A 12,640-nucleotide genomic window follows, 5' to 3' on the forward strand; every position below is an offset into this window, starting at 1 on the left:
CCGCATGTATACATCGACCACTTTAGCTTGAAACGTCTTCATGAATTAATCGCAAGCGATTGTTTTTCTGGGGATATGGTGTAATCATTACGCGTCGCAATCAATCGGTTTGACCGACCTTCAGGAGGGCGCATGCGCGCGCGCAGAAACATTTCCTTGATGTTCAGCCTTTTTCTGGGCCTGTCTGTCCCCTGTCAAGCCCAGTCGCTGGTACAGGATGCCGCGGCTCACATCGAAGCAGGGCGTTACGCCGATGCCTACCGCATGTTGTCAGCCGAAGAGTCGGAAAGAGCCGGAGATCCTCAGTTCGATCTCTTGCTAGGCATCGCGGCGCTCGAAACCGGTCGGCATACGCTCGCGGTATTCGCGCTCGAGCGCGTGCTCGCGGTGCAGCCCGACAACGCGCGCGCGCGCGCCGAGATCGGCCGCGCCTATATGGCGCTGGGCGAGTCGGAAGGTGCAAAACGTGAATTGCAGGCGGTGCGGGGCCAGGACGTCCCGCCCGAGGTGGTACGCGCCATCGATCGTCTGCTCGCCGCCATCGATCGTGCGGCCCTGCAGGGGAGGACCGCATTCAGCGGTTACGTAGAGGCGGCCGTGGGGCGCGATACCAATGTAAACAGCGCGACTTCGCTGACCTCGGTCACCGTGCCCAGTCTGGGCGCATTCGTGCTCGATACATCCAGCCGCAGTCGCAGCGCCTGGTTCAGTGCGCTGTCCGGCGGCGTCAACGTGCGCGTGCCTGTCAATCCCGAATGGGCGTTGATCGCCGGCGCGTCCGGTGCCGGCAGATTCAATGGCGGCGAATCGCGTTTCGACACGACCGCGCTGGACGGGAATGGCGGCGTTGTCTGGTCGCGGGGGCAGCATCGGGTAACCGCCCTGCTGCAGGCCGGCATGTTCGAGGTTGATCAGGAAAAGTTGCGCGATTACACAGGCGGTCTGCTGCAGTGGCAATACACTCACGATGCGCGCAACCAGACGACGGTCTATGCGCAGCAGACGCGGCTGCGCTACGAAGGCAGCAATGATGTGCGTGACGTAAACCGCAACATCTATGGCGTCGGGCATGCAATGCTGCTGCCCGACGGACAGACGCTGCTGTTCGGGAGCGTCTATCTGGGCGCGGAAACAGGCCGCAACGATCTGTCGTCGGGCATCAATATCGCGGCCAATGATGTGATCGGCTTCCGCTTCGGCGCACAGCACAGCCTGGATGAGCGCTGGCAGTTGTTCGGTGCGCTGTCGCACGAGGCGCGTGATTATCACGCCACCGACCCGGTGTTCGGCGTCGTCAGGGACGACACGCTGACATCGCTGTCGCTGGGCGCAAGTTATGAATTCGCGAAGAACTGGCTGGCGACGCCATCGCTGTCGTTCTCGCGCAACGATTCAAGCATCAGTCTGAACGAGTACCGTCGCGGCATTGCGCAGTTCGCGGTGCGGCGCACATTCTAGGAGCGAGTCATGGCCCAAGCTTTCCGTCCCCTGCCACTCGCGCTGGCGATTGCCGCCGCCTTTCCGCTGCCTCTGTTTGCGGCACCGGCCGCCCGCGTGGAATTCACCGCCGGCGAGGTGCGTGCCGTGGGGGCTGATGGTACGACGCGGCCGCTGGCCAAGGGTGCGCCGATCAACAGCGGCGACCTTGTGGATACCGGTTCCGGTCGGGCGCAGATGCGTTTCACGGATGGTGCACTGGTGTCCCTGCAGCCGCAGACCCAGTTCCGGGTCGATGACTACGCCTTCGCCGGCAAGCCGAGCGAGGACAAGGGTTTCTTCAGCCTGCTCAAGGGTGGGCTGCGCACCATCACCGGCCTGGTCGGCAAGGGCAATCGCAGCAACTACAAGCTCACGACTTCGGTCGCCACGATAGGCATACGCGGCACCGAGTACTCTGTCGTCTATGGCAACAGCATCAATGTCACGACCGGCGATGGCGCGATCGACGTCTGCAACGGAGCGGGCTGTCTGACCGTGAGCGACGGACAGAGCGCCTATGTCGCCGGCCAGAATACGCCACCGGTCATCACCGAAATCAAGACCGATCTGCCGGCACCTCCGCCGTCGAACAACGTCGGCCTCAACCCTCCGCAGGGTAACGACAGCTATTCGACATCCGAAGACCGCAGCGAAGGCGGCGGGCTCGCCGTGCTGGATGGCTACACCGGCGCGGAACTCGTATCCGGTGACGGCTATTACATGTACGGCGTCTACGACGACGGTTACGGCGGCTATGGCGGTTACGGCGGCATCGTCAGCGTGCAGAACGCGCCCGCGACGATAGAGAACGGCGCACTGGTGCGCATCGGCAACGACGGGGCGTCGGTCACGGCCGCCACCGTGGTCGAGTCCAGGCAGGATGGTTTCATAGGCTGGGGACGCTGGACTTCGGCCACCTGTTCCGGCGACGTGTCCTGTTCCGGTTCGCAGGTCACCGACGTGCATTACATCGTGGGTCGGCCGACCGCCGATATCGGCGCCCTCGGCAATGTGGTGGGCACTTACACGCTCAGTGGCAGTACCACGCCCACATCGTCGCAGGGTTTCAGCGGCGGCTCGGTCAGTGGCACGCTGGTTGCCGACTTCTCTGTCATGTCGATGAATGTGTCACTGAACGTTGGAGTGAGCGACACGACCTTCGGCGTATCAGGGACCGGCAGCATTTCGCAGTCCTCGTTCAGCGGCTCGCTGACCTGCAGCAGCAACTGCGGCAGTTCCGCGTCAGGCTCCTTCGGCGGCATCTTCGCGGGCAGTTCGGCGGAACGCGCCGGCATGGTCTATCGCTTCGACAGCGATACCGCCAAGGGCACGATCAGCGGCGCCGCGGTGTTTTCGCAGACCAGCCTGACCCCTGCCGTATCGAACTGAGCGGCGCGTGCCGCCGACGGGCGGACGGTCTACAACGATGCGGCGAAGCTGCGGATGCCGTCGAGCAGCATCTGTATCGCGACCGCGCACAGCAGCAGACCGGTCAGACGCTCCACGGCGGCGGTGCCGCGCTCGCCTAGCCGGCGCAGCAGCGGGCCCGCCGCCATCAGCACAGCGGTCGTGACCAGCATGGCTGCGCTCATCGCGCCGGCCCAGGTCCAGAAGCGCTCCGGTTCGCGCGAAACCAGCAGCATCACCATGGCCACCGCCGAGGGCCCGGCGATCAGTGGAATGGCCAGCGGCACGATGAAGGGTTCCCCGCCGGACCACTCGCCGAATACGCCGGCCGGCTGAGGAAAGATCATGCGCAGCGAAATCAGGAACAGCAGTACGCCGCCCGCGATGCCCAGCGATGTCTGTGACAGTTGAAGCACGCGCATCACCTCGTCGCCCACCCACATGAAGGACAGCAGCGCCAGCCACGCCACGAGGCATTCGCGCGCGATGACCCGCGGGCGCCGCTCCCCGGGTACGTCCTTGAGCAGCACGGTCATGACCGGCGCGTTGCCGAAGGGGTCGAACAGCAGGAGCAGCAGCAGGCTGGCGGACAGGAAGCTGTCGGACACTTTCTTGGGGGCCAGGGGTAGGAGGCCGACGGGACGGCGTGCCATCCCGTCGCCGGGTTCAGTTGCGCACCTGACCGTCGCCCAGCACCACCCATTTCTGGCTGGTCAGACCTTCAAGGCCAACCGGTCCGCGTGCGTGAATCTTGTCCGTGGAGATGCCGATCTCCGCCCCCAGTCCGTATTCGAAGCCGTCGGCGAAGCGGGTTGACGCATTGATCATGACCGAGGCCGAATCGACTTCGCGGATGAAGCGCATCGCCCGCGTATGGTTCTCGGTCACGATGGCGTCGGTGTGCTGCGAACTCCAGGTGTTGATGTGGTCGATCGCCGCATCCAGTGAATCGACGATGCGCACCGCCAGGATGGGCGCGAGGTATTCGGTCGCCCAGTCCTCGTCGGTCGCCGGCTTCATGGCCGGCACCAGCGCGCGTGCGCGTTCGCAACCGCGCAGTTCCACCCCCTTGCCGAGGTAGATGTCGGCCAGCCGGCCCAGCACGCGCGGTGCGGCGGCAATGTGCACCAGCAGGGTTTCCATCGTGTTGCAGGTGCCATAGCGATGAGTCTTGGCGTTGTCGGCAATGCGCACCGCCTTGTCGTCGTCGGCGGATTCGTCGATATAGACATGGCAGTTGCCGTCGAGGTGCTTGATCACCGGCACTTTCGCTTCACGCGAAATACGCTCGATCAGGCCCTTGCCGCCGCGTGGCACGATCACGTCCACAAACTGGGGCATGGTGATCAGGGCGCCCACTGCGGCGCGGTCGGTGCTCTCGACCACCTGCACGGCGGTTTCCGGCAGGCCGGCCGCGATCAGGCCCTCCCGCACGCAGGCGGCGACCGCCTGGTTGCAGCGTGCGGCTTCCGAGCCGCCGCGCAGGATGGCGGCATTTCCGCTCTTCAGGCACAGCGCGGCGGCGTCCGCGGTCACGTTGGGACGCGCCTCGTAGATGATGCCGATCACACCCAGAGGTACCCGCATCTTGCCCACGGTGATGCCGGTGGGGCGACGCTTGAAATCGGTCATTTCGCCAACCGGATCAGGCAGGGCGGCGACCTGTTCCAGCCCGACGGCCATGTTCTCCACACCCTTTGCGCTCAGCGTCAGACGGTCGATCATGGCGGGGTCCAGACCGCCGGCACGCGCTGCGTCCACGTCCGCCGCGTTGGCGGCCAGCAACTGCGGCGCGCGTTCCCGCAGCAATGCGGCGATGCGCATCAGCGCATCGTTCTTGGCGGCGGTGGAGGCCTGTGCCATCAGGCGCGAGGCGGCACGGGCCTGTCGGCCCAGCGTGTTCATGTAGTCCTGGATGTCCATCTCGATTCCCGAAAACCGGCAGGCCGCGCACGATGCGGGATCCTGCAGCCAAACACGGATGAAAGCAGAAAGCGCGGCGTCTTGCCAGTCGTCACGGGGTCGCTACATGGGTGTACAGGGTGGCACCCCCGGGGAAGCGGGTGCCTGACGGGGCCGCGCCACATTGCCGTGACTTGAAGCGAGGGGACGGCCGCGTCGCCAGGTCGTCCCTGCCGCCCGGGGCGCGCAAAACCCGGCACAACATCGACAACCCTCGTGAGTACGTCCTCAGCGCGCGCACACCCTCAGTGCGATCTGCAGGAATTCGTCCCATACGTCGCCACGCGCCACGCCCTTGATCATGCGGTCCAGCCGCGCGGCCTGCATCAGCGCGGTGCGGGTGGCTGCCGACGAAAGCCTGTTCAGTGCCTTGCGGTAAGGCGACTGGCGGGCGCCGAAGATGCGCGCCGCGGCCAGTGCGTCGTCGGCGCTGCGGCCGGCATCCATCTCGGCGCGGGCGCTTGCGAGCACGCGCAGTTCCGACACGACGATCCACAGTACCAGCGGTGGCGCCACACCTTCCGCGCGCAGGCCGTCGATCAGGCGGCTGGCGCGCGCGGCATCGCCCGCCAGCAGCGCCTGGCGCAGGTCGTCAACATCGTAGCGAGCCACGTCCATCACCGCGTTGCGCACCTGTTCCAGCGTCAGTTCGCCCGGCGGGTGCAGCAGTGCGAGCTTCATGACTTCCTGGTTGGCCGCGAGCAGATTGCCTTCCACATGGTTCGCCATGAATTCGAGCGCCTCCGGGGTCGCCGACTGCTGCTGCCGTGCCAGGCGTCCGGCCAGCCAGGCCGGCAGACGATCCAGCGGTGGCGCATTCAGTTCGACCTCGATGCCGTGTTCGGCCAGCGCAGCAAACCAGGCGCTTTTCTTCGCCTTCCAGTCCATCAGCGGCAGGGTGACCAGGGTGACCGTGCCGGCGGGCGGTTGCGCCGCGTAGCGGCTCAACACATCGCCGCCTTCACGCCCCGGCTTGCCGGTCGGAATGCGCAGGTCGATCAGCTTGTCGCCGCCGAACAGCGACATGTTGCCCGCCGCCTCGAGCAGCGCCGACCACTTGAAGTACTGCGTCACCACCAGCACTTCGCGCTCGCCGTAGCCGCGCGCGCGTGCCGCGGCGCGTATCGCGTCCGCCGCCTCGATCACCAGCAGGGGTTCGTCGCCATGCAGCACGTACAAGGGCGCCAGTGACCCTTTCAGATGGGCGTCCAGTTGTTCGGGCCGCAGCGCCATCGTTCAGGCCGGATTGCGCTTGATGGCCTGCAGGCGGCGCAGCAGTTGCTGGATCACGTCCGACTGCATTTCGGCGATCAGGAGCTGCTCTTCCTGTTGCTTGGCCAGGATGTCGACATCGCTGTATGTCAGGTCCCGCCTGACCTCGATGGTCGATGGCGGCGCGATATCCACATTGGTCGGCGTACGGACCTTGAAGGTGAAACGCTGCTTGAGCTGGTACTCGCGTACCCGACCGGCGGAGTTCAGGCTCAGGATGATTTTCTCGAAAACGTTGCCGGTGATGTCCAGAACAGCTTCCGCCGCAGTCACTTCATCGGTCACTTTGGTCCGGCTCTGTGCCTCGATGGCGCGCCGCAACTGGGCGGTCAGTTCCGAGTACCTGTCCGAATTGATATAGAGCGTGGCGAAGGGCAGGTCGCGCACACCTCGCAACTGGAAGCCGCAGGCGGCCAGCGGCAGCGTGGCGAGTGTCGCCAGCAGCAGACTGCGTCGGGACGGTCGGGCGGGGGCGTTCACGGCAATCTCCTGCTTCAGCACACGATGTTGACCAGGCGGCCGGGCACCACCACCACCTTCTTCGCCGGCTTGCCTTCCATGAATTTCTGCGCCGCCTCGTTCGCCAGCGCCGCCGCTTCGACGGCATCCTTCGCCGCATCGGCGGGCACGCGCAGACTGCCGCGCAGCTTGCCATTGACCTGCAGCATCAGTTCGACCTCGTCCTGTACCAGCGCCGATTCGGCCGGTTCCGGCCAGGGCGCGTTCAGGATGTCGTCGCCGAAGCCGCAGTCGCGCCACAGCACATGCGTGATGTGCGGGCAGATCGGTGACAGTACGCGCAGCAGCATGGACAGCCCTTCGCCGATGACTTCGGCCGCATCGGCGCCATCGCGCGGCGCCTTTTCCAGCGCGTTGAGCATCTTCATGCAACCGGACGCCACCGTGTTGAACTGCTGTTTGCCGAGGTCGTAGCTGGCCTGCTTCAGCACCAGATGCAGTTCGCGTCGCAGGTCAGCCAGCGCGGCCGGCAGCTTGGCCTTGCCCAGCGTTGACGCGGCCGGCACGCGGGCGCGCAGCGCGTCGTTGTAGTCCTGGCCGAAATTCCACACCCGCTTCAGGAAGCGGTGCGCACCTTCGACGCCGGCGTCGTTCCATTCCAGCGTCTGTTCCGGCGGGCTGGCGAACATCATGAAGAAGCGCGCGGTGTCGGCGCCGTACTGGTCGATCAGCGCCTGCGGGTCCACGCCGTTGTTCTTCGACTTCGACATGGTGGTCAGTTCGTGCTCGAGCACGGTGCCGTCGGCCTTCAGCCGGCCGCCGGTGATCTGGCCCTTGGCGTCGCGCTGGACGTCTACATCGCTTTCCCAGTAGTAGTTCTTGCCGCCACCCTCCGGCTTGTGCAGCCAGGCGTGGTTCAGCACCATGCCCTGGGTGAGCAGGCGGGCGAACGGTTCCTTCACCGTCATCAGCCCCATGTCGCGCATCACCTTGGACCAGAAGCGCGAGTACAGCAGGTGCAGGATGGCGTGCTCGATGCCGCCGATGTACTGGTCCACCTGCATCCAGTAGTTGGCGCGCTCGTCCACCATGGCCGCGTCGTTGCCGACCGAGCAGTAGCGGGCGTAGTACCAGCTCGAATCGACGAAGGTGTCCATGGTGTCGGTTTCGCGCTTCGCCGGTGCGCCACACTTCGGGCAGGCGACATTGATGAAGTCGTCGCGCCTGAGCAGCGGGTTGCCCGAACCGTCCGGAATGCAGTCCTCCGGCAGCACCACCGGCAGTTGATCGTCCGGCACCGGCACGTCGCCGCAGTGATCGCAGTGGATGATGGGAATCGGGCAGCCCCAGTAGCGCTGGCGCGATACGCCCCAGTCGCGCAGACGCCACTGCACTTTCTTCTCGCCGCCCTTGGCCGCGAGATCGGCGGCGACCGCGTCGACCGCGGCGGCGTAGCCCAGGCCGTCGTACTTGCCGCTGTTCACGCAGATGCCGTCCTTCGAGCCGTACCACTCGGCCCAGGCGTCGGTCGAGAAGGCGTTGTCGCCGACTGCGATCACCTGTCTGATCGGCAGGTCGTACTTCTTCGCGAAGCCGAAATCGCGCTCGTCGTGTGCCGGCACCGCCATCACCGCGCCGTCGCCGTAGCTCATCAGCACATAGTTGCCCACCCACAGCGGCACCGATTCGCCGGTCAGCGGATGCACCACGGTGAGGCCGGTCGGCAGACCTTCCTTTTCCATGGTCGCCATGTCGGCTTCCATCACCGAGCCGTGCTTGCACTTCTCGATGAAGGCGGCCAGTTCGGGATTGCCCCGCGCCGCGTGCGTGGCCAGCGGATGTTCGGCGGCCACCGCGCAGAAGGTGACACCCATGATGGTGTCGGCGCGGGTGGTGAACACCCACAGCTTGCCGTCGCCGATCAGTGCGCCGCTGTCATCGCGGATGTCGTGGCTGAAGGGGAAGCGCACGCCGGTGCTCTTGCCTATCCAGTTGGCCTGCATCGTTCTCACGCGCTCGGGCCAGCCATCCAGCGTGTCCAGGTCGTCCAGCAGCTCGTCGGCGTACTGCGTGATGCCCAGGTAGTAGCCGGGAATCTCGCGCTTCTCGACCAGCGCGCCGGTGCGCCAGCCGCGGCCATCGATCACCTGTTCATTGGCCAGCACGGTCTGGTCCACCGGATCCCAGTTCACCACCTGGGTCTTCTTGTAGGCGATGCCCTTTTCCAGCATGCGCAGGAACAGCCACTGGTTCCACTTGTAGTAGGACGGCTGACAGGTGGCCAGTTCGCGGCTCCAGTCGATGGCGAAACCCAGCGACTTGAGCTGCTGGCGCATGTAGTCGATGTTGTCGTACGTCCATTTCGCCGGTGGCACCGCGTTCTTGATCGCCGCGTTCTCGGCCGGCAGCCCGAAGGCGTCCCAGCCCATGGGCTGCAGCACGTTGTATCCGCGCATGCGATGGAAACGCGACAGCACGTCGCCTATCGTGTAGTTGCGCACATGGCCCATGTGCAGCTTGCCTGACGGGTAGGGGAACATCGACAGGCAGTAGTACTTGGGTTTCGAGGCGTCCTCGATGGCCTTGAAGGCCTGGCTGTCATCCCAGTGCCGGCGTGCGGCGGCTTCGATGTCGGCCGGGTTGTAGGCGGGAATCTGCTTTTCTGACATGAGGCGGGGCGGCGGAAATGAACGCTAACCCACCATTATAGGGGTGTTGTCCTGCCGGACGCCGACCACGGCGGACGCCCGCCATCGAGCGGGTGGCCGGTCGGTCACGCGGTCGGTTTCGCGCCGATCAGTCGGCTGGCGTGTCCGGACAGGGCGGCTTCGGTTTCCCGGGCCAGCGACAGCGTCACCTGGGGATAGGGTATTTCCAGGCCGTCGGCGTCGAAGCGCGCCTTGAGCCGGCGCAGGAATTCGCGCCGGATTTCCCACTGTGCCAGCGGCAAGGTCTTGAGGCGGGCACGCAAGGTGACGGAAGAACCGTCCCACGCCTCGACACCCGCGATTTCCAGATCGTCGAGAATCTTGCCCGCGTAGCGTTCGTCCGTGCGCATGTCATGGGCGACGGCGCGCATCAGTTCGAAGATTTCGTCGACGTTGTCGCGGTAGTGCGCACCGATGTCCATCACCGCCTGCGAGAATTCCCGCGAGCGGCTGGTCACCACATTGATCTCGCCATTCGGTATGAAATGAACGTCGCCTGCGTAATCGCGCAGCCTGACGTAGCGCAGTGTCACTTCTTCGACCGCGCCGTCGCGTCCCGCGATGCTCACCACGTCGCCGACCCGTATCTGGTTCTCGAGCAGTACGAAGAAGCCCGAGAAAATGTCCTTGACCAGCGACTGCGCTCCGAAGCCGATGGCGATACCTGCCACGCCGGCGGTGGCCAGCAGAGGCGCTACGGAAATGCCGAGCACGCTCAGCGCAAGGCCGCCGGCGATGATGACGATCACTGCCGAGGCGGCATAGCGCGCCACGCGCACCAGCGTGTCGATGCGCTTGATGTCCTCGATGCTATCGGTGCGGTTGCGCAAGGTCGCATGGACGATGCGGATCGCACGGCGCGCCAGCAGGCGCAGGAACCAGGCGATGACCAGGATGACGGCGAGCCGGATCGTCAGGTCCAGCAGCAGCGGCAGGCGTTCTGCACTCCATGTGTAGAGCCAGGCGGAGGCGTGGGCCCAGTCGGTCATTGTGATGTTCTCCCTGAATGCAAAGTTGTTCAGGCCGGACCGTGCATTACGGCCGGGGGTTCCATCCTGTCGGAGAAGGACTACAGGCTGACGATGCCGAGCAGCACCCGGGCACGGCCGGTAGAATCCGCGGCATGACCTCCAATCCGCTCCTGTCCGGCCTGAACGAGCAGCAGTTCCAGGCCGTCACCCTGCCGCCACAATCGGCGCTCATCCTGGCCGGCGCCGGTTCCGGCAAGACCCGCGTGCTCACCACGCGGCTGGCCTGGCTCATGTCCACCGGCCAGGTGTCGCCGCACGGCATTCTCGCCGTCACCTTCACCAACAAGGCGGCCAAGGAAATGCTGGCGCGGCTCACCGCGATGCTGCCGATGAATGCGCGCGGCCTCTGGATGGGGACCTTCCACGGTCTGTGCAACCGCATGCTGCGCGCCCACTGGAAGGACGCCGGGTTGCCGCAGTTGTTCCAGATACTGGATTCCGCCGACCAGCTTTCGGCGATCAAGCGCCTGTTGAAGGCGCTGAACATCGACGACGAGAAGTTCCCCGCGCGCGATCTGATGTATTTCATCAATTCCGCCAAGGAACAGGGCTTGCGCCCGCACGAGGTCGAGGCCTGGGACGATTTCGCACGCAAGCGCGTGCAACTCTACGAAGCGTACGAGGCGCAGTGCCAGCGCGAAGGCGTGGTCGATTTCGCCGAACTGCTGCTGCGCTGCTACGAACTGCTTCAGCGCAACGAACCGATACGCGTGCATTACCAGCGCCGTTTCCGCCACATCCTGGTCGACGAATTCCAGGACACCAATGTGCTTCAGTACCGCTGGCTCAAGCTTCTGGCCGGTCTGGGCACGGAGCGGCCGGCGGCGGTGATGGCAGTCGGCGACGACGACCAGAGCATCTACCGCTTTCGCGGCGCCGAGGTCGGCAATATGCGCGACTTCGAGCGCGAGTTCCACGTCGACAACGTGATCCGGCTGGAGCAGAACTACCGTTCGCACGGCAACATACTCGACGCGGCCAATGCGGTGATCCGCCACAACAGCGGTCGCCTGGGCAAGAACCTGTGGACCGAAGCGGGCAGCGGCGAACCGCTGCGCGTCTATGAAGCGTTCAACGACATCGAGGAGGCGCGCTGGGTGGTCGAGGAAATCCGCGCGCTGATCCACGACGGCACAGCGCGCGACGACATCGCGCTGCTCTATCGCAGCAATGCGCAGTCGCGCGTGCTCGAACATGCGCTGTTCTCGTCCGGCATTCCCTACCGCGTCTATGGCGGTCTGCGCTTCTTCGAGCGGCAGGAAGTGAAGCACGCACTGGCCTACATGCGGCTGATCGCCAATCCGCACGATGACACGGCATTCACCCGCGTGGTGAATTTCCCCACCCGCGGCATCGGCGCGCGCTCGCTGGAACAGTTGCAGGACGCCGCGCAGGCGCACAGCAGCAGCCTGTACGGCGCGCTCAATTTCCTGACCGGCAAGGCCGCGCAGTCGGTCGGTGCCTTCGTGAAGCTGGTCGATCAGTTGCGCTTCGCCTGCGAAGGACTGAAGTTGCCGGAAATGGTCGAACAGGTGCTCGAACTGTCCGGTCTGCGGGCGCATTACCAGACCGAGAAGGAAGGCGCCGAGCGGGTGGCCAACCTCGACGAAATCATCAATGCCGCCGCCAACTTCATTTCCGAGGAAGGCTACGCCCAGGTGGCTGCCGAGGACGAGGCCGCGCCACCCGATCCGCTGTCCGCCTTCCTGTCGCACGCCTCGCTGGAAGCGGGCGAACACCAGGCCGACGCCGGCCAGTCGGCGGTGCAGCTCATGACCGTGCATTCGGCCAAGGGGCTGGAGTTCGACGTGGTGTTCATCGGCGGCCTGGAGGAGGGTCTGTTTCCGCACGAGAATTCGGTGCTCGAGCGCGACGGGCTGGAAGAGGAACGCCGCCTGATGTATGTCGCCATCACGCGTGCGCGCCAGCGCCTCTACCTGTCCTTTGCGCAGTCGCGCATGCTGCATGGACAGACCCGCTACAACGTGCGCAGTCGTTTCCTCGACGAAATCCCGGCAGAACTGATGAAGTGGCTCACGCCACCTGCGTCGGCGCGAGGCTACGGCGGGTTCGACAGCCAGGGCGGGGCCTCCGCGTCCGTTGCGCACTCGTCCAATCCACGCAGCTTCGGCAGCGGTCGGCGCAATGCTTCGAACGACACCGGATTCCGGGTCGGCCAGCAGGTGGCACATGCCAAGTTTGGCGCCGGCGTCATCGTCAATGCCGAAGGGTCGGGTTCGGACGCGCGCGTCCAGGTCAATTTCGGCGCCCACGGCGTGAAGTGGCTGGCCCTGTCGGTTGCCAAGCTCACGCCCGCATAGA

9 protein-coding genes are annotated in these 12,640 nt (G+C 65.2%); 3 read left to right on the top strand and 6 right to left on the bottom strand.

Going from position 1 to position 12,640, the window contains the following annotated elements:
- Window positions 1-132 precede the first annotated feature (132 nt).
- Together A3Q7_RS0117540 and A3Q7_RS0117545 are read left to right on the top strand one after the other, a co-directional pair.
- Complete coding sequence (locus tag A3Q7_RS0117540; RefSeq protein WP_018413219.1) at window positions 133-1,458, top strand: tetratricopeptide repeat protein; 1,326 nt, start codon at window positions 133-135, stop codon at window positions 1,456-1,458.
- 9 nt (window positions 1,459-1,467) lie between these two features.
- Complete coding sequence (locus A3Q7_RS0117545) at window positions 1,468-2,868, top strand: FecR family protein (protein ID WP_018413220.1); 1,401 nt, start codon at window positions 1,468-1,470, stop codon at window positions 2,866-2,868.
- A 29-nt stretch (window positions 2,869-2,897) separates the two neighbouring features.
- Here the strand turns inward: A3Q7_RS0117545 and A3Q7_RS0117550 are convergent, their stop codons facing one another.
- The 6 genes from A3Q7_RS0117550 to A3Q7_RS0117575 all read right to left on the bottom strand — a co-directional run bounded on the left by A3Q7_RS0117550 (window position 2,898) and on the right by A3Q7_RS0117575 (window position 10,276).
- Window positions 2,898-3,539: a MarC family protein gene (locus A3Q7_RS0117550; RefSeq protein ID WP_051079144.1), complete on the bottom strand. Its 642-nt coding sequence runs from the start codon at window positions 3,537-3,539 to the stop codon at window positions 2,898-2,900.
- A gap of 13 nt (window positions 3,540-3,552) precedes the next feature.
- Window positions 3,553-4,809 (bottom strand): glutamate-5-semialdehyde dehydrogenase, encoded by a 1,257-nt coding sequence (locus tag A3Q7_RS0117555; RefSeq protein WP_018413222.1) that lies wholly within the window; start codon window positions 4,807-4,809, stop codon window positions 3,553-3,555.
- 267 nt (window positions 4,810-5,076) lie between these two features.
- A complete protein-coding gene (gene holA, locus A3Q7_RS0117560) occupies window positions 5,077-6,081 on the bottom strand; it encodes a DNA polymerase III subunit delta (protein ID WP_018413223.1) in 1,005 nt (334 codons plus the stop codon).
- Between the two features lie 3 nt (window positions 6,082-6,084).
- Window positions 6,085-6,600 carry an LPS-assembly lipoprotein LptE gene (locus A3Q7_RS0117565; RefSeq protein ID WP_026224981.1) on the bottom strand — a complete coding sequence of 172 codons (516 nt, stop codon included), beginning with the start codon at window positions 6,598-6,600 and terminating at the stop codon, window positions 6,085-6,087.
- Between the two features lie 14 nt (window positions 6,601-6,614).
- Window positions 6,615-9,248, bottom strand: coding sequence for a leucine--tRNA ligase (gene leuS / locus A3Q7_RS0117570; RefSeq protein WP_018413225.1), 2,634 nt, complete (start codon window positions 9,246-9,248; stop codon window positions 6,615-6,617).
- A gap of 104 nt (window positions 9,249-9,352) precedes the next feature.
- On the bottom strand, window positions 9,353-10,276 hold the full coding sequence (locus A3Q7_RS0117575; RefSeq protein ID WP_018413226.1) for a mechanosensitive ion channel family protein: 924 nt from the start codon (window positions 10,274-10,276) through the stop codon (window positions 9,353-9,355).
- A gap of 134 nt (window positions 10,277-10,410) precedes the next feature.
- Between A3Q7_RS0117575 and uvrD the strand changes: the two genes are divergently transcribed.
- The gene (gene uvrD, locus A3Q7_RS0117580) at window positions 10,411-12,639 is read left to right on the top strand and encodes a DNA helicase II (RefSeq protein WP_018413227.1); all 2,229 of its coding nucleotides are present in this window, start codon (window positions 10,411-10,413) and stop codon (window positions 12,637-12,639) included.
- Window position 12,640 lies beyond the last annotated feature (1 nt).

Origin of the sequence: Methyloversatilis thermotolerans (assembly GCF_000372885.1) — a bacterium.
Classification (GTDB): domain Bacteria; phylum Pseudomonadota; class Gammaproteobacteria; order Burkholderiales; family Rhodocyclaceae; genus Methyloversatilis; species Methyloversatilis thermotolerans.